The organism is Pelagibacterium sp. H642, assembly GCF_031202855.1.
Classification (GTDB): Bacteria; Pseudomonadota; Alphaproteobacteria; order Rhizobiales; family Devosiaceae; genus Pelagibacterium.
Window position 1 is genome coordinate 1900002 of sequence record NZ_CP101829.1, and the last position, 17917, is coordinate 1917918.

The window sequence follows — 17917 nt, forward strand, 5'->3', positions numbered from 1 at the left end:
CAAAATCAGCGCCGCCAGCGGCCCAACCGCTGCTCGGCAATCCGCAGGCCTTCGGTGACCACAACACCGATGGCTGCCAGTGATAGAACGACGACGAAGTATTCCGCCATCCGGAACGTATTGCCATATATCGCAAGCAGGCCTCCAAGGCCTCTTACGGCGGTATAAAGCTCGGCGACAACCGTGTTGATCAAGCCGATGGTCGCCCCGATGCGCAGGCCCACGATGATATAGGGAACGGCGCCCGGCAGCACGATGCGGGTAAAGATCCGCAACCGGCCCGCGCCGACCGAGCGTGCCATTTCGACAAGTTCGGGGTCCGATTGGCGTACGCCGGCATAGGTGTTGATCAGGATGGGCATCACGGCGCCCAGAAACACGATGAAGATCTTGGCTTCCGAGCCCAATCCCAAAAGGACGATCACCAGCGGAATGAAGGCAACGCGCGGGGTGGCCGAAAGCGCATAGACATAGATTTCCAGCGTGCGGCCCAAAAGACCGAAGGCGCCCATCACCACCCCGAGCGGAATGGCAACGAGAATGGCGACGGCGTAGCCCGAAAGGTAGATCGAGATCGAGGCGAGCACCGCCTCCTGCAGCTCCCCGTCCGAAAGCAGCCGGCCGGCCGCTTCCAGCGTTGCAAGGGGCGTGGGGATAATGTTGCGCGAGACATTGATGGAGGCGATCCACCAGAGCACGATCAAGGCGCAAAGAAACCCCAGGCGCGAGACGGTTACCGTCCAGCCGCCCGGTTCGCCCTCGGCGCGTCGCGTCGGCCTCACCTGGGTCTGGACCTGGCTCATCCGCGTCGCCCCTTCCTGGCCGGTGCGGGCGGGGCCTCGCGCAGGTCGCGGCCGGTCAGGGCCAGGAATACGCTTTCGAGCGATGGCTGGTCGACTGTCACCTGGCGCAATTGGGTGCCGAACTCGGCCAGAAGCGCATCGGCGCTGCTGGCCGCTTCGAGCTTGACGAGCAATTGACCCTCGGCGCCCTCGACCGCGCCGGGATAGCGCTCCTTGAGGGCGGCATGAGCCTCCGGCGTGCGCGGGGTGACGCGCAACAGGCTGGTGCCGTATTCGGCCTTGAGACTGTCGGGCGTGCCGCGGGCGAGAATCTTGCCGTGATCGATGACGCAGATCGAATCGCAGTTTTCGACCTCGTCGATATAGTGGGTGGTGACCACGATGGTGAGCTTGCTGGTCTTTCGCAGCGTGTCGAGATAGCTCCAGATGCGGGCGCGCGATTGGGCGTCCAACCCGACGGTGGGCTCGTCCAGGAACAGGATGCGCGGCTGGTGCATCAGGGCGCGGGCAATCTCCAGCCGCCGCCGCATGCCCGAGGAGAGGGTGCGCACCACCGCCTCGCGCCAATCGGAGAGCTCGACCAGTTCGAGCATCTCATCCATGCGGCGGCGGCGGTCGGCGCGGCTCATCTGATAGACCAGCCCATGAAAATCGAGATTTTCCCGCACCGACAGACGCGTATCGAGCGTGGTTTCCTGGAACACCACGCCCAGATTGCGCCGGGCGCGCAGCGGATGGCGCACCACGTCGATGCCGGCCACCTCGGCCCGGCCGCTATCGGGCCTGCTGATGGTGCACAAGATGTCGATCAGCGTGGATTTGCCGGCGCCATTGGGGCCGAGCAGGGCGAAGATGTCGCCTTGCGGCACATCGAGGGAAACATCGTCGAGCGCCAGGACGCGCCCGAAGCGCTTCGATATTCCTTCAACAAGGATGGCGGGCGAGGGGGCGGCCATATCTGGGGCGGCGCTCATGAAAGAACTCCCTGCGCGCGGAAAGTGCGCATGAATAACTGGTCGAGATCGTCTTGTGCAGAAACGGTGACGAAATGCCAGTGCTTGGCGTTAAACATTGCGCGCAACTCCTCTTGGCGCTGCGCGAACAGCTCACGGTAACGGTCGAGCAGCGTGCGGTCGACAACAAGTTCGATTTCTTCGCCGCTTTCGGAATCCTCCATGGTCACCACCCCGGTGAGCATGTCTTGCGGGTCGATTTCGCCGGGACCAAGAACCTGAATGGCCAGCACTTCCTGGCCGGCGGCAAATAGCGTATCGAGCACCGGCCCGATCGCCTCGTGCCACCAATCGGAAATGGCGATCACCAGCCCGCGGGGCGGCAGATCCTCGTGAAGGGTGCGCAAGGCTTGGAGAAAATCCTCGCCCTTGCCGGCCGGAAGCTTGCCGATCCAGTCAAACATCAGATCGGCCCGGGCCGCGCCATGCCAGCGGGGAGAGAGCCTGTTGCCTAAGGGAGTCGGCACGGCGGCCTGCACCTGATCGCCCCCGGCCAGCGCCGCAAAGCCCAGAAGCTGAGCGATCAGCCGGGCCTGGGTGAATTTGCTCGGCTCGCTCGCGCCCATGGAGGCTGAAGGGTCGATGACAATGGTCACCGGCAGTTGCTGGTTGAGCGCATATTCGCGCACCACATAATCGCCGGTGCGCGCGAATAGATGCGGATCGAGGTGCCGCGTGTCGTCGCCCGCCCGGTAGGGGCGGTGGTCGACGAACTCCATGCCCGCCCCCTTGCGCCGCGACCGCCGCTCGCCCGTGCCGATGGAGGGCTGAGCATAGGCGGGCAGAAGGCGCGAAGTGGTCAATTGTTCGAGCAGGGCGGCTGGTGGTCGCATCAGAGCTTGTCCACGGTCTGGTCGAACAGCCGCAGCAGCAGTTTATCGACTTCGATGTTGGCCGCGCGCCCTTCGAAATTGACCTGGACGCGGTGGCGCATCACCGGCAGCATCACGGCGCGCAGATCGGCCACCGACACATGGTTGCGCCCGGCCATGAAGGCATGCGCCTTGCCGGCAACCACCAGCGATTGCGCGCCGCGCGGGCTGACGCCGAAGCGGATGTAACGGGCGACGTCCCTGTCGGCGGCGTCGCCTTTCGGTTGGGTGGCAAGGCAGAAGCGGGCAATCGCCTGCTGCATGGCGGTGGCGATGGGGACCGAGCGCACATGGCCCTGGAGCGCGATGATATCCTCGCCGGTCATGGCCTGGGTCAGCTCGCCGAATTCGGTGCCGGTGGTCGCCGTCAGAATGCCGGTGAGCACGTCCTCCGAAGGGTAGGGCACGTCGATGCGGAACAGGAACCGGTCGATCTGGGCTTCGGGCAGCGTATAGGTGCCCTCCATTTCAATGGGGTTCTGAGTGGCCAGAACGAAGAACGGCCTTGGCAGGTCCATGGTCGTTCCGCCGGCCGAAATGGTGCCTTCCTGCATGGCTTCAAGGAGTGCGGACTGGGTGCGCGGGGTGGCGCGGTTGATCTCGTCGGCCAATAGGAGCTGGGCGAAGATCGGGCCCTTGCGGAATTCGAGCTGGGTACGCCCTTCGGCATTGGGCACGAGCACGGAGGCGCCGGTGATGTCGGCGGGCATGAGGTCGGGGGTAAACTGCACGCGCGAAAAAGAGAGCCCGGCAGCTTTGGCGAGCGAGCGCACCATCAGCGTCTTGCCAACGCCCGGAGGGCCTTCGAGCAGGACGTGGCCGCCGGCCATCAGCGCGATCAGCATCAGATCGACCACGGTTTCCTGCCCGATCACCGTGGTGGCGATGCTGGCGCGCGTGCGGGTCAGCGCATCGCGCAGGGCATTCAATTGGGCAACGCCGGCCTGGGTCTGGGGTGAGGCTGCGGTCATCAGATAGGTTCTCCTTGGCGCAAGGCATCAGGTTCGGTTAGGCCGGACCCGGCCTTGCGGCGGGCCGAAAATCCGCGGTAGCGGAGGGTCAGGTCAAGCAAGAATAATGCAAAGGCGCCAAGAGCCCATATTGGCCATTGGTGCCGGGCGCCTAGCACCAGCCCGGCCCCCAGGGTCTCGATCTCATTAGGCGCGATCGCCTGGCCTCCTGTTGCGGCTGCAAGCGCGGCGGCACCACCGGTGCGCGAGAAATCATAGCGCGGACTATAGGAATGATAGTAGGCCGTTTCGATCGGCTCGGCCTCTTCCCCCTGTTCGACCGTCACCTCGTAGCGCCCGGTGGCGTCGAGCACGCGGCGACCCTCATATTGACCGGGAACCCTCTCGGTCAGCACCATGGGTTCGGCCGTCTCGGCGCCGGGCGCGGTGACGGTGGCGGTTAAGCTCTGGCCGGTCAGCGGCGCTCCATCCTCATCCAGTGCGGTGACGCGCAGGCCGAGATAGTCGCCGTCGCCCTGCGCCGAAAGCGTCAGACCAGGGCGAGGGGTGGTCGGCTGGAACTGGCTCAATATATCGCTCCAGAGCGCACCATATTGGGGCAGGCGCTGCCAAGCGTCCGACCAGGGACCGGTCGCATCGGTGGAAAGGGCCAGAACCATGCCGTTGCCGTAGCGCCAATGGGCCAGGATGGGCATGTCCTCGCCATCGGTATTGGGAGCTGTGGCGACAAGCTTGGCATCCGGCTTCGCGGTGGTGCCGACAAAGCCGGTAAGGGGCGGCAATTGCTCGGGCAGGGCGGAAAGAAAGCTCGCGCTGCGGTCCTGCCAGATCGGCTGGGTCGCCCCTTCCTCGATGGGGGAGGCCAATAGCATGGCCTCTTGGGAAAGGATCGAGGGAAGCGCGGCGAAATCGCTGGTGATGTGGGCCGAACCGCCGCCCAATTCGGCGATGGTGCGTGCCACACTGGTGTCTGCGCCCTGGCCGATGGCCACTGCCGAAACGGTGATCCCTTCGGCGGTGAGTTGACCGACTATGCCCGGAAAATCGCCAGGCTGACTCAGCCCGTCCGTCATCACCACGAGATGCTTGGCGGGGGCCTCGAGCCCGCGCATCATGTCGAGCGCTTCGACAAGGCCGGGATAGATCGAGGTGCCGCCGCCGGGGTCGAAACCTTCAAGCGCCTCTTGCACCGCACCGGGGGCATCGGCCAGGCGGGTGAGGGGCAAAAGCGTGCGCGCCTCGGCATCAAAGGCGATGATCCCCACCTGGCTTTGCGGGTTGAGCAATTCGGTGGCCGCGACGGTAGCGGTCTTGGCGATGTCGAGGCGGTTGCCCTCGCCCACCGGCTGTTGCATCGACCCGGACCTGTCGAGCACGAACACCATCACCACTTCGGGCGCGTCCTGGGGAACGCGGCTCGATAGCGGGGAGAGGGTTTCCAGTGCGGTGCCGAAATAGCCACCGGGGCCAAAGCTGTTGGGCCCGCCCAGGATCACCAGCCCCGTGCCATATTGCGCGACGCTGGTTTGGATCAATTCCTGTTGCAGCGTGGTCAGCGAAAGGGCGGGGGTATTGAGGAGAACGATGCCGCCAAACCTCAGCCAATCCTTGAGATAATAGGGGGCTCGGCTGGGCTCGAACAGTTCGGTCTCCAATCCCTGGTCGGCAAGAAGCGCGGCGAACGCCTCCCCATGGTCACGGTCGGGCGAAACGATGGCGATGGGGCGCACGGGGGCGGTGGAAAGGATCTGGCCGATCGCATCGTTTTGCGGGAAGGCGTCATTGCCGGCCAATCGCACTTCGATGAGGTCGCCGCCGGTGCCCGCTTCGGGCAGGATCGCCTCGATGCGGTTCGGTCCTGCCGCCAGTTCGATATCCTGGCTGGCGACGGCTTGCCCACCGGCCATGATTTCCATGCCGACCGTCTGGTCCCCGTGGCTGTGGACGAGAGCGGTCAGCGGCACGGCCTCGCCCGAAAGCACCTGCTCGGGCATGTCGAGGCGGTCGACATAGAGCTCATTTTCGGCGGGATTGGGCGCCTGAAGGTAGTCGACAGCGATGCCGCGCCCGGCAAAGCGCCGATCCAGCCTAGGATCGCGCGCCGTGTCGCCGGCCAGAACGATGTGGCCCTCGCGGCCAGGGGCGATCATCGCCGCCGCCAGATCGAGAGCATCGGCGGTGTGGGTGACACGCAGCACATCGGCACCGGTGGGGGCACCCTCGCCAAGATCGGCGAGAACCTGAATCCCTGGCCCTGCCGCCAGCATGGCCAGCGCCGGCGCGCCGGGTCCATTATTGCCCGAGCCGGCAGGATCGCCACCTTCGGGCACGACGACCACGAGGTCCGTCCGGTTATCGAGCCAAGGCAACGGCAGGTTGAAAACCGCGGCGGCCAATAGCACGAGGCTGACGAGGCGCAGTACCGAGAGGCGCGGCAGCCAGTGCTTGCGCTGCGCGGTGATAATCCCTTCCACGACAAGGACCGCGAGCGCGGCGCCGACCAGCCATAGCGCCAAGCCTTGCGGCAGCGCGGGGGCGTTCTCGACCACTGCGGTATCGGAGGGAAGGGAAAGCGGTGCCGGATTGACGGCAATCAGGCGGGTCAGTGCGCCCTGGCCGACGCGGAACAGGCCGGCTTGGGAAGGGACGAACTCGCCTTCGGGCACCCTCCCGGCATCGGAGCGCGGCAGTTCGAGATTGACGATCGGCTGGCCGAACAGGCGCGCATCGATCGGGCAGGGCAAACCCACAGTGCAACTGGCGGGGGCAGGTGACCCTGGAGCCTGGCCCATCCAGTCGATCAGGTTGGAAACAAAGACGGGAAAGCCGGTGGTTTCGGGCCAGTTGCTGGCGCTGGGGTCAAAGCCGAACCGCAGTGTGCGTCCGGTCGGCGTGGCGCTCGCCACGATCAGCGCCGTCCCGTCCGCCGCGAGAAGCGTGGTTTCACCGGACCTGACCTCCAGCCCCCGGGCTGAAGGAATGCGCAGCGTCGACCAGTCCATGTCGCGCGAAACGGGGTGCGCGGTGTCCCAGAAATCGGGATCGGGGTCGGTAAGCTCTTCGCCCGATGCATCGATTACGATGACATTTGTTTCCGGCAGCTCGCCGACGTCCACGCCATCGAGCACCACAAGGCCGAAATCGTTTGCTGCCTCGCTGAGCTGGGTGTCCTGGAAGATTCGTACGCCATCGATCGCATTGAGTGCCCTGAGAAGAGGCTGCTCGCCTTCCCCGAGGTAAAGCACGTCGAGCATGCGGGGCGCGGCGTCGGCGACAAAACGCAGGCGGTTGTCGCGCGGGGTGGCATCGTTTTCGATCAGCGCGGTGACGATGCCCGGGCCGGGCAGCTCCAGCTCTTGAGAAAACGCGATGGTTTGCCCTTCGTCCTCGCGCTCGAGTTCTATCGTCGTCCAATCGAGAGGCGTGCGGGTGATGTCGGCGGCATATTGCACCGTGACGACGAGGCTTTCCCGCTCGTCGCGAATGGTGGCTTCGCCCTCAAGCGTCCAGAGATTGTTTTCCGGATCGGTCAGCGACAATTGCCCCGATAGCCCCGCGTCCTCGCCCGCACCGGAAAACACCCGCTGGCTGACGGTGATGCCGGGCAGGGAATCGGTAAAGCTTTCGGGCAGGGTTGAGCCGCCCGCAACGAGCACTTCGGTGGTTTCACCTTGCCGAGAAAGACCGGAAACCAACCGCGCGGTCTCGCGCCAGTCATTGGCGCCGTCGGTCGGCGCAGCATCGGAAAGTGCCTCTGCGAGCAGTCCATCGCGCCACGCCCAGCGCGCGGCGGCATAGGCCGGTTGCGGGCCGGCGAGGACCACCGAAAGCCGTCGCGGCGCCAGGCGGCGACTGGTGCCGAAATCGGCTATGAGGTTTTCGCGCGCCGTATCGAATAATGTCATCTCGCCGTCGCGGGCGCCCATGACCGCACTGGTGTCAAGGACGACGATCAGATGATCGGGAACGGAGCGGTTGCCCCAAAAGGGCTGGGTCAGAGCCACCGTCAGCAGTGCCACGGCCAAGAACTGAAGCAGCAAGGGCAGGGTGATGGGTGGGATCAACCGCGCCCTGGGTTTTAGGCCCGCATGGGTCTGCAATTGCCGCCACAACATGAGGCTGGGGACGACATGGCGATATTCGCGCCGGCTGTGCAGGAACCAGATAAAGCCGGCCGTCAGCGCCAGCACCGCAAAAAGAGGAGCCGCAAAACCGATCATTGATCAGGGCGCTCGAAATAGCGGGCGGCAAGGTCGCGGGCATTGGCGGGGATGAAATCACGCGCCACCGGTTCGACCGAACCGGCGCCGGTCTGCCCGCCGATGGCGTTGGCCGCTCCGACGGCCTGCCCCTCGGCGGTCTGGGGAACGATTTCGATGCGGATGCGGCTGCCCTCGGCCTGAGGCTGGGCGCTCACCACCATGTCCTCACCGGGAGCGGCGCGCATCTGGGTAAAGGCATTGTCGGCCTGCAGGTCCTCTTCGCCCAGACCGGCGGCATTGGAGAGCCCGCGGCCGGATTCGAGTGCGGCGCCCACGGGGATGCTGCCGATCGACTGGAGCTGTTGCGGCTGCATCAATTGCGGCCCCTCGCTCGGATCGGCGCTGCCACCGAGATCGGTGGGCGGTTCGCCCATGGTGACTTCAGCTCCGCCGGAAACCTCGTCGCTGGCGCGATCGGAATATTGCTCGGCCAGTTCGGGCCGCGTCTCGTACATGTCCGGGCCGGGCGCTGTGCCTTCGATTTCGTCTCCCCGCACCGCCACGGGATCGAGGGGAGCAGTGGGCGGAGCGGCCGGCGCCGCTTCCATGGCGGCGAGCGCCTCTTCAAGTTCGGACAGGCGCATGCCTTCGGAATTGCCGAGCCAGCGCGGGTTATCTTGGCCATAGGCGGCAGCGGCCTGATCGAGAAGGTCGTTGATCTGCTGCTGAAGCTCTTCCGACATGCCCTCTACCCCGGCGGTATCGGCCGTTTCCGACAAGGTGCGGGCGATGGCGTCGAGCAGCGGGTCATCACGGTCCCGGGCATCCTCGGCCAGCATTTCGGCGATGGTGGAAACCGTCTCGGCACCGGCCGGCTCGGGCTGGGCGGCGGTTTCGATAGCGATTTCGGGCTCGGGGGGCAGGGGTTGGCTGGCCATCCACCAGGCCGCGGCAAAAAGAGCCAAAGCGGCGAGCAGGGCGAGGATGAAACCGGGGGTGAAGACCTTGATGAGCCGGCTGGGAGAAATCGCGGCGGCGCGCGCGCGGATCGAACGCATCAGTTCGGCCGGCACGGGCGCGGCGGCGCTGGCCGGGCTGGCGGCCAGTTCCACGGCGGTGCCATAAGCCTCTTCGAACCCGCCCGAGCGGTCGATGAAAAAGGCCTCCTCCACCGGCGTCCGGCGCCGCGACCAGGCGAACAATCCGGCCAGCGCCGCTGTCGCGATGCCGACGGCGAGCAGGAGCGGCAGCGGGGCAAATGGTGAATAGCCGGCCCGCCGGGCCAAGATCCAGACAAGAAAAGCGACGAGAACCGAAAGCGCGCAGGCAAGGACGAGGCGGGCCAGGGTGCGCCATTTGCGCCGGACGATGACCGCCTTGAGCGGAGCAATGATGGGGTCGAAGGGCGCGGCGGCTTGAGCCATGGTTCAGCGGGCTCCGAAAAGCCGGGCCAGGTCGCCCAAAGCGGTCGAAGAGATCATCCGGTAAGTAAGGACGACCACAACGAGCAGCGCAAGCGAGATCCAGAGATGGCGCTGAACAAGCCAGGAATGGGCGCGGGGCGCCACCGCCTGGAGGAGATATCCGCCAAGGAACGGGGGCAGGGGAATGAGGTTGGCGGCGAGGGTCCAGGCGGCGGTGTCGGCAAGGGTGCGCATTGTGGAATCAGCAAACGCTGCACTGCTCGAAGGCCATGAGACGGCGATCCAGGGAAGCAGCATCAGGGCAAGCCGGCCTAAAAGGAAGACGACGATCAGCGTTGCGGCCGCAACGATAACCGGAGCCGTCCGGCCCCCGAAGCATTTGGCGGGATCGATGGCGATGGGCCGCACCCAGCCTATGCGGGCGATGATGCCGGCGGCAAAGGCGAAGATGTCGATATGCGCAAAGGGATTGGGCGTCAGCTTGGCGTCATAGACCGCACCCTTGTCGCCCAGAAGACGGGCGAAGGTGGCAACCGAAAAGCCCATGACCGTGAGAACGATCACGATGGCTATGGCGCGCGATACTATCTGGAGGAAGCTCAGATCGAACATCGCCGCGCCCCCGTTCCGCATGTCGTCTGAAGGACAATAACCGCCATGCGGGCTATCCTCCAGCGCTGTCGGTCAGCCCGTTCTGGCGCAGAAGATCGTCTATTGTTCCGTCCGCTTCCAATGCCGCTATGGCATCGGAAAGCAGGCCGTTGAGATAGGAGTCTTCAGTCCGCGTCGCAATGCCGATTTCGATCGGGTCGACGGGAAAGGGCAAATCGTAGGTATAAGAGTATCCGGCAGCGGCGGGGTCGCCGCCGGTTGCGCCGAACAGGCCGTATTCCCAGATCATGGCTGCCGCGACGGTTCCGTCGGTGAGGCGCTCGAGCAGCAATTGGTTGTCCGGGTACGGCGTGCGGTTCCAGCTCTGGTCTTCGGGCTGGGCCGCAAGATACTGGATCAGGCGGTTGTCGCCCGACGCCATCATGCGCACACCGATGGTTTCCCCGTGCGGCAGATCGGTCAAGGCGGCCGGTTCGTCGCGCGTGGCGAGCACGGTGCGGGCGCTGAGATAGGGCCGGGTCACGCTTAGCCAGGCCGGATTGCTGGGGGACAGCAGGAAACCTAAAAAGCCGTCGCATTCCTGCGCCAGCATGATGAACATCTGCTGCTCGGTCAGAACCAGGCGGTAATCATAGGGCAGCGGACGGGTCGGCCAATCGTTCTCGCCGATCTCGTAATATTCCACATCGGCCAGAAGGCTTTGGCCGATCGCTTGGGCGAGGTCGCGCTCGAATTCGGCGAGAACCCCTTGGGGATTGACGCAAAAGATCAGCTTGTTGCCTTCCTGGCGCATGCGCTCCTGGTAGAGTTCGCGCGGAACGACTTCGACCGATTGCGCAAAGCTCGTTCCGGCCAGAAGGCACGATATCAGGGCGAGGGCCGCGGTGCGGAAATTCATAAGGCTCACAGGCGGTTCCTCCTCCCGTTGGCCGCCGAAGGGGGCGGCCGGCATAGATGGGGCTCCAGCGAAAAATCCGCTGGAGCCCCGGTTCGTTATCGCTCGGCCTTATTCTTCGGGCAGGGCGAAGACATAGATGGCAGAGCTGGTGCCACCCTGGTCGACATTGCCTTCGGCGATCATCAGATTGCGCGAGAATCCTGCCGGACCTGCCGGGATGGCGACGTACTGGCGGCCATCGACTTCATAGGTCACCGCATGGCCCGAAGCGTCCGAAGCCAGGCGCGAGCGCCACAGCATGTCACCGGTCTCGGCGTTGAACGCCTTGACGTAGCGGTCGCCGCCGCCCGTGAACAGCAGATTGCCGGCAGTCGCCATGACGGGCGAGTACTGAGCAGCGGGCTGTTCCCAGCTCCACACGGTTTCGCCGGTCGAAATGTCGATGGCGTCGATCCGGCCGACATTGGTTTCGTCGGGCGGCAGCGTGTACTGGGAGTCGGTGTTGTAGACGTCGAGCGCTGTCGGTTCGTTGTCACGCGGCGTCGAGATCTGGCACACATTGCTGAGCGGGATGTAGTAGATGCCGGTGTTAGGGTTGAACGCCGAAGGCGGCCAATCGCGGCCACCGAGATAGGCCGGGCAGTGCTCGACCGGAACCCCGATCTCGTCCAGGATCACGTCTTCATTGACGGTGACCAGGCCGGTCTCGTCGATGCTTTCGATCATGGTCTGGTGGACGGTGTCGCGGGCCCAGAGGAATTCGCCGGTCTCGGCATCGAACTGCCACATGGTGCCGGTCTTGCAGGGCACGCCCGTCAAAACGCGGCGAGCTTCACCCGAGGCGTTCTCACCCATGGCGAGGAAACCGTCCATTTCCTCGGAAGGATTGACGTCGGTTTCGGCCACGATCATTTCGAACGTGCATTCCTGGTCCCAGTTGTCGCGGGGCAGGGTCTGGTGGCGCCAGACGATTTCACCGGTTTCGGGACGAACCGCGAAACGGGTGTTGGTGCCATAGAGCGTGCCGCCGGGGGTGCCGCGCTGCACTTCGGAAGCGGGACCCGTGCCGCTCGAGCCGTAGAAGACCAGGTCGAGTTCGGGATCGTAGGTGACCTGGCCCCAGACGCCGGTCATCCAGCGCGATTCGTAGTCGTTGCCCCAGGTGTCGTCACCTTCTTCGCCCGGCTGGGGAATGAAGGTGTTGCGCCAAAGCTCTTCACCGGTTTCCGCATCGTGACCGGAGATAAAGCAGCCGAAGGCCGAGTACTGGCAGGTCGAGCCGGCGATGATGACGCCATTGGCAACGATCGGGCCCGAGGTGTTGGAGACAAGGTCGGTGCCCTGGCCGCGGTCGACTTCCCAGGCGAGCTGGCCCGTCTTCATGTCGAGGGCAACCAGATAGTTGTCCCAGCTCATGAAGTAGAGGTGGTCGCCATAGATGGAGATGCCGCGCTTGCGGTCGCCCAGCGAGTGCAGGGTGTTGGTGTCGGGCAGACGGCGGCGGTACTGCCAGATGAGATCGCCGGTCACCGCGTCGAGAGCCTGGATGGTGTCGCCGGGATTGGCGATGAACATGATGCCGTCATAGACGATAGGCGAAGCCTGCATCGGACCTGCTTCGAGGCCACGGGACCATACCATCTGCAGACTGCCGACATTGTCGGCATTGATCTGATCGAGTGGGCTGAACCGGTAGTTGTCGACGGCGCGGCCATAGGCCAGCCAGTCACCGTCATCCGGATTGGCCAGCATGTCGTCGGTCACCGGGGCGAGATCCTCGATCGAGGACTGCGCCATGGTCGGGGTGGCCAGCAGCCCCAAGGCTGTGGTCCCGACCAGAACCATTTTCAAAAGATGAGAAGTCAATGCCTCACTCCCTTTCCCTAAATTATGCAAGTTGCCTTGCGTTTTCGGAAAGCCGGCGTACCGGCTTTCAAGCCCCTTTTGCATGATCAGCTTTCCGGCGTGGGAACGATCATGATTGTCGAAAGCGCCTCTTGGGTGCCTTCGAGTTCGGTGTCACCGGCCGGCGCGCCATGCAGCTCGAGCAGGTAGGCGGTGATGTCGGCGTATTCCTGATCGGTGAACCAGCCCGCATTGCCCGGAGGCATGTTGTTGCGCATGAAATCCCAATAGTTGAACAGCGGCTGGTCGGCGTATTTGCTGTCGAGGGTATAGGCGACGAGGCCGGGCGAGCCGGGGCCGCCGCGCGCGGTATTGCCATGGCAACCCGAGCAGTCCGAGTTGAAGAACTCCATGCCGCGATCGGCCTGGGCTTCGGTATAGACCCCATCGAAGATGGTGCGTTCGCCGCCCGCGTCGGCGGTCGTTTCCGTGTCGGCCTCGGCGGCGGGGGTTGCTTCGGCCTGGGCGGTTTCAAGCGCGGCGCGCTGCTCGGGCGTCATGTTGTCGAACGCGACCGAGGTGCCCGCAAGCGCGGCAATGCCTGCGGCGACAAGCACGGTCCGGCCCACGCGGCCCAGACCAATGGAGTTAAACATACTCGTATTCCTTCGATTTCATGGGGCTAGAAACGACAATCCTCCTCACCGCCGACGGATTTTTTGTCTGGCGGACTGCCTCCTCGCGAGGCGAAATCCTCACTTGCGACACATCGACAAGTGACAAGGTGTCGCGCGGTGAAATGCCATTTCACGAAAATGAGACGACTGCAAGAGGGGAGTCAAGATCGATCGGTGGGGGAGTGTCGCCTGCTATTGGGCCGCTAAGACCGAGCGCGATAGCCGTTCTCCCGCAGGTTTCCGGGAGTTTGACGAAGTTGTGACAGAGATGGGATACCCTATTGGACGAAAGTCTAATGGCTTGATTATACTGCGCTGAGCAGGTGTGACATGATGACGCTGCTCCAGGGGGGAGAATGAGTTCGTTCAAGCAGGTAGCGGCGCTTTCGCGCGGCCTGACGATTTTGCGCCTCGTCAACGAGGAAAACGAATCCACCGTCGGCAGTATCCATGCACGATCAGGGCTCGATAAGGCCACCATCGTGCGCATGCTCGAAACGCTCGAACATGAGGGGTATGTCACCCGCTCGGGGGCCGGGCCGTTCTGGCGACCAACCGGGCTCACCATCACATTGGCTTCCGGCTATTCGGCCGTGCGCGAGACCGGAAGGCTGGTCAGCCCCGTCATGGCCGAAAGCCGGGAAATCCTCAAATGGCCGGCTTCCTTCGCCATTTTTGACCGCGATGCCATGATCATCGCCGATACGACCCAGGACTGGCGCGGCATGATGGTCTCGCGCCATCCCAGCCACCGCCCGCCCATGCTCACGACGTCCCTGGGACGCGCCTACCTCGCTTTTATGGACGATGCCGAGCGGGAGGCTCTGCTGGGGCAATTCCGGCTCAATCCGCTGGGCTGGAACCGCATCATCGCCAAGCCAGGATGCGTCGAGGCGCTGATTGCAGACATTCGCGAAAAAGGCTACGCGCTGGGCGATGAGGAGTATATTACCGCCACGTTTGGCGGCGATATCTGGGCGATCGGCGTGCCCGTCAAGGGCCGGACCAAACTTTACGGCGCGCTGAGCCTGATGGTCCTCAGGCGCGTGATCGGCCCCGAGGAGGGTGTTGCCGATCTTGCTCCGCGCCTGATGGCCGTCGCTCCGCGTCTGGCCGAGGCGCTGGGCGGCTGAACGATCGGAGGAGGAAATGGTCAGATTGGGCCTGATGCGGATCGTGGCGGCGGCGCTGCTTGCCACCGGAGCGGTTGCCCATGAGATCACTGGACAATGGGCGACAGGCCCGGACGGGCCTCAGCCCCGCTCGGAGATGGCGGTGGTGCAGGATGGCGAAACCGCCTACCTCATCGGCGATTATAACGGCGCGCGCGAGGTGCTCATCTACGACCTTGCGGCCCGGGCCTGGACGGTGGGGCCGCAATTTCCCTATCCGGTTCACCATCCCATGGCCGCCGCGCTCGACGGGCGTGTCTATGTGTTCGGGGGCTATGTGGATGGGTGGCAGGCCAGCGGCGCGGTGTGGGTGCTCGATACGCAAACGCTGCAATGGAGCGAAGCCGAACCCATGCCCGCGCCGCGCGCTGCGGGAGGGGCCGCCGTCATCGACGGCCGTATCCATGTGGTCGCCGGCTCGGTATCGGGCGCGGCCAATGTCGATGCGCATGAAATCTACGATCCGGCCTCCGATAGCTGGGAACAGGCCGCCCCCATACCCACGCCGCGCGATCATCTGGGGGTTGTCGCGGTGGACGGTCAGTTGGTGACGATCGGCGGCCGGGTCGATGGCGATCCGGCATTCAATCTCGACACGGTGGAGATCTACGATCCGGCGACCGATCGTTGGCGGGACGGAGCGCCGATGCCCACGGCGCGCAGCGGTGTCGCCGCCACGGTTCTTGATGGCCGGGTTTATGTCTTTGGCGGCGAAACGCGGGAAATCACCTTCGATGCCGCCGAAGCGTACGATCCCGCCGCCGACAGCTGGCAGGTCTTGCCGCCGCTTCCCACGGCCCGCCATGGTTTCGGCGCCGTCGTTCATGGGAGTGCTGTCGTTACGCTGATGGGGGCTCCAACCGCCGGCGGAGATCGTTCGGTCGTCGTGGAAACCTTCGAGGCTTCCGCGCCCGATAGCTAGGGTTTGAGAGAGTGCGGGCTGGCTGGAAGGCGATCGCCGAAGCGCGCAATGTTGGGGCAATCCAGCCTCCATAGGATCAGCGAGCCGCGTCGAAAACGAAGCGGCACGAAACTATGGAGACCATAATGCAAAAGACAATTCTTGCTATTGCCCTCGCCCTCGGTGCATTTCCCGCCGCCGCCTTCGCCCAGACGACCGTCGGTGGCGTTCATGTGACCGAAGCTGGTTTGCCCTATGTGGCAGACTATTGTGAAGAACTTGCGTCAAAGAGCCCGATGGATGCCTATGAGCACAGGCCGAGCCGTGCACAGGCCGCCGCTTCGGGCATCGATCTCAATTCGCTCCAGCTCAGCGATTGCCAGCGCGCAGGTCTCGTCTGATCTCCGGGCCGAATCGATATAGGCCTCAATCCAAGCATCGAGAAAGGCCAGGTCCCAGGACCTGGCCTTTTCCTTTGCCCCTGGCTTCGGTCAGGTTTCGGTTGGCTCGTCAGGCGGGAGGGCGATGGTAAAGGCGGCACCGCCCAATTTGGAATCGGTCGCCTTGATCGTGCCGCGATGGCGCAGAACGATCTCCTGGACAAGGTTGAGGCCAAGGCCGGCCCCCCTGGTGCTGGGCTTGACGCGATAGAACGGGTCGAAGATCCGGGTGCGCTGCTCGGGGGAAATGCCAGGCCCGTTGTCACTGACCGTCACGGTGCCCGAGGGGCCGACACTGACAATGATTCGGGCGGCGGCGCCGGCATGGGTTATCGCGTTCTGGATGAGATTGGTGACCGCCCGGCTGAGCGCTACCCGGTCACCGCGCACGAGAACGTTTTCCGCATCGCTCTCGAAAGAGATTTCGTCATTGGCGGCGATGACGAGCGGAGCCATATCGGCGGTGGCGCTTTCGGCAAGTTTGACGAGATCGAAGGTGTCGAAATTGGATTGCCCCATGTCGATACGCTGGAGATCGAGCAATTGATCGGCAAGGTTGGAGAGCCGAGCCACGTCGAGGAGCAATTGCTCGCGCTCTGCGCCCCGCGGCAACAGGTCGATCCGCATTTGCAGGATGGCGATGGGCGTGCGTAACTCATGGGCCGCGTCGGCCATGAAGCGCTGGCGCCGCTCGATCCCCTCGTCGAGGCGTGCCAGGGCGGCGTTGATCGCGCGTACCAGCGGCAGCATTTCCTCAGGGATTTCCCGCTGGGACAGCCGGACGCCGCGCTGGTCGACGTCGATCCTCCCCGCTTCGTCGGCGGCGCGGCTGAGCCCTCGCAATTCGCGCTGCAGCGTTATGGGAATCGCGATCATCAACATAAGGCTCAGGGCAGCCGAAAAGCCGACGAAATAGCGGTTTGCCAGGAGCAGCCCGAGCGATACGCCCTCAAAGCGCGGTCCCCCGCCCGTGGCGATGTGAACGGGGCCGGCCTCGGTATTGGCCTGCCGGATGATCGCGGGGTTGATGTTTGGCTGATCGTAGCTGCCGAAATCGGCATAGGAAACGTAGATAACGTTATCGATGGCCGGCGCGAAATCGGGCGGGATGGGGCCCTCGCTTAAGCCTGCATAGGTGTTGCTTGCCACATGGAACCAGAAATCGGGATGCGTGCGGCGGACCGCTTCGAGGTCCTTGGTGGATGCCATCGCGAGGCTGCCGTCTTCCAGCCGAACCGCATCGGCGATGACCTTGACGACCCGGTCATCGAGCCCGACACCGAACTCGAAACGGGAAGCGGGAATCGAAGCGATCAATGCGAAGATGACAAGCGTTACGACCTGCCAGAGCACGAGTTTGCGCGTTAGCCGAACCGTGAGCGAATTCCAGCGCCGGCGGGTCATTGCGCCACTCTTAGCAGATAGCCAATGCCGCGTATGCCGTGGATCTGCACCCCGGCCGGAGCGAGCTTGCGCCGCAGGCGGGAAATATGGGCATCGAGCGCATTGGAAGCGATATCGTCGTCGAACCCATAGACGGCCTGTTCGAGCGCATCGCGGGAGACGGTTCGCCCCGCGCGGTTTATCAGGGCCTCAAGGGCCAGGAGCTCCCGCCGCGGCAGCTCGACCGGCTTGCCGTTGATCTTGACCTGCCGGTGCTCGGATTCGAACTCGACGCCACCGATCGTTAGCGCTTCGTGCTTGACCTGGGCGGGCCGGCGCAGAACGGCGCGCAATCTGGCCAGCAACTCATCCACGGAAAAAGGTTTGGCAAGGTAGTCGTCGGCGCCGTTGTCGAGGCCGGTGACCCGATTGTCGAGCGAACCCAGGGCGGAGAGGACGATGATGGGGATGGAAGGGTTGATCCGGCGCAACCGGGGGATCAGCGACAATCCGTCGCCATCGGGCAGTTTACGATCGAGCAGCACGGCGTCGTGGACATTGGCAAGGCTCGCTTCCTCGGCAATGGCAAGACTGCCGGCGTGATCGACAACGATATGATGCTTTGCCAGCGCCGCATTGAGCAGCGCAGCCATTGCATCTTCGTCTTCAACCAGCAAAATACGCATTGTTCATTCCTTGCCTGT

At 64.2% G+C, this 17917-nt stretch carries 15 protein-coding genes; 3 read left to right on the forward strand and 12 right to left on the reverse strand.

Annotated elements, in window-relative coordinates:
- Positions 1–5 precede the first annotated feature (5 nt).
- From NO934_RS09375 to NO934_RS09420, 10 genes are all read right to left on the reverse strand, one after another.
- Positions 6–803 carry an ABC transporter permease gene (locus NO934_RS09375; RefSeq protein WP_309159694.1) on the reverse strand — a complete coding sequence of 266 codons (798 nt, stop codon included), beginning with the start codon at positions 801–803 and terminating at the stop codon, positions 6–8.
- The gene (locus NO934_RS09380; protein WP_309159695.1) at positions 800–1777 is read right to left on the reverse strand and encodes an ABC transporter ATP-binding protein; all 978 of its coding nucleotides are present in this window, start codon (positions 1775–1777) and stop codon (positions 800–802) included. The genes NO934_RS09375 and NO934_RS09380 overlap by 4 nt, the downstream gene beginning before the upstream one ends.
- A complete protein-coding gene (locus NO934_RS09385; protein ID WP_309159696.1) occupies positions 1774–2649 on the reverse strand; it encodes a DUF58 domain-containing protein in 876 nt (291 codons plus the stop codon). Before NO934_RS09385 ends, NO934_RS09380 begins: the two co-directional genes overlap by 4 nt.
- Positions 2649–3659, reverse strand: a complete 1011-nt coding sequence (locus NO934_RS09390) for a MoxR family ATPase (protein WP_309159697.1) — start codon at positions 3657–3659, stop codon at positions 2649–2651. The genes NO934_RS09385 and NO934_RS09390 overlap by 1 nt, the downstream gene beginning before the upstream one ends.
- Positions 3659–7879 carry a VWA domain-containing protein gene (locus NO934_RS09395; RefSeq protein WP_309159698.1) on the reverse strand — a complete coding sequence of 1407 codons (4221 nt, stop codon included), beginning with the start codon at positions 7877–7879 and terminating at the stop codon, positions 3659–3661. Before NO934_RS09395 ends, NO934_RS09390 begins: the two co-directional genes overlap by 1 nt.
- A complete protein-coding gene (locus tag NO934_RS09400; RefSeq protein ID WP_309159699.1) occupies positions 7876–9285 on the reverse strand; it encodes a hypothetical protein in 1410 nt (469 codons plus the stop codon). The genes NO934_RS09395 and NO934_RS09400 overlap by 4 nt, the downstream gene beginning before the upstream one ends.
- Before the next feature lie 3 nt (positions 9286–9288).
- Complete coding sequence (locus NO934_RS09405; RefSeq protein WP_309159700.1) at positions 9289–9897, reverse strand: hypothetical protein; 609 nt, start codon at positions 9895–9897, stop codon at positions 9289–9291.
- 52 nt (positions 9898–9949) lie between these two features.
- On the reverse strand, positions 9950–10804 hold the full coding sequence (locus tag NO934_RS09410; protein ID WP_375143245.1) for a substrate-binding periplasmic protein: 855 nt from the start codon (positions 10802–10804) through the stop codon (positions 9950–9952).
- A gap of 99 nt (positions 10805–10903) precedes the next feature.
- Positions 10904–12661 carry a PQQ-binding-like beta-propeller repeat protein gene (locus NO934_RS09415; protein WP_309159701.1) on the reverse strand — a complete coding sequence of 586 codons (1758 nt, stop codon included), beginning with the start codon at positions 12659–12661 and terminating at the stop codon, positions 10904–10906.
- Between the two features lie 86 nt (positions 12662–12747).
- A complete protein-coding gene (locus tag NO934_RS09420) occupies positions 12748–13296 on the reverse strand; it encodes a cytochrome c (RefSeq protein ID WP_309159702.1) in 549 nt (182 codons plus the stop codon).
- A 377-nt stretch (positions 13297–13673) separates the two neighbouring features.
- Here NO934_RS09420 and NO934_RS09425 point away from each other — a divergent pair, with 377 nt between their 5' ends.
- From NO934_RS09425 to NO934_RS09435, 3 genes are all read left to right on the forward strand, one after another.
- Positions 13674–14450, forward strand: coding sequence for a helix-turn-helix domain-containing protein (locus NO934_RS09425; RefSeq protein WP_309159703.1), 777 nt, complete (start codon positions 13674–13676; stop codon positions 14448–14450).
- Between the two features lie 16 nt (positions 14451–14466).
- Positions 14467–15411, forward strand: coding sequence for a kelch repeat-containing protein (locus NO934_RS09430; protein ID WP_309159704.1), 945 nt, complete (start codon positions 14467–14469; stop codon positions 15409–15411).
- Between the two features lie 125 nt (positions 15412–15536).
- Positions 15537–15791 (forward strand): hypothetical protein, encoded by a 255-nt coding sequence (locus NO934_RS09435; RefSeq protein WP_309159705.1) that lies wholly within the window; start codon positions 15537–15539, stop codon positions 15789–15791.
- A gap of 90 nt (positions 15792–15881) precedes the next feature.
- Here NO934_RS09435 and NO934_RS09440 read toward each other — a convergent pair whose 3' ends face one another.
- Positions 15882–17234, reverse strand: a complete 1353-nt coding sequence (locus NO934_RS09440) for a HAMP domain-containing sensor histidine kinase (protein WP_309159706.1) — start codon at positions 17232–17234, stop codon at positions 15882–15884.
- Positions 17231–17899: a response regulator transcription factor gene (locus NO934_RS09445; RefSeq protein ID WP_309159707.1), complete on the reverse strand. Its 669-nt coding sequence runs from the start codon at positions 17897–17899 to the stop codon at positions 17231–17233. Before NO934_RS09445 ends, NO934_RS09440 begins: the two co-directional genes overlap by 4 nt.
- Positions 17900–17917: the final 18 nt, after the last annotated feature.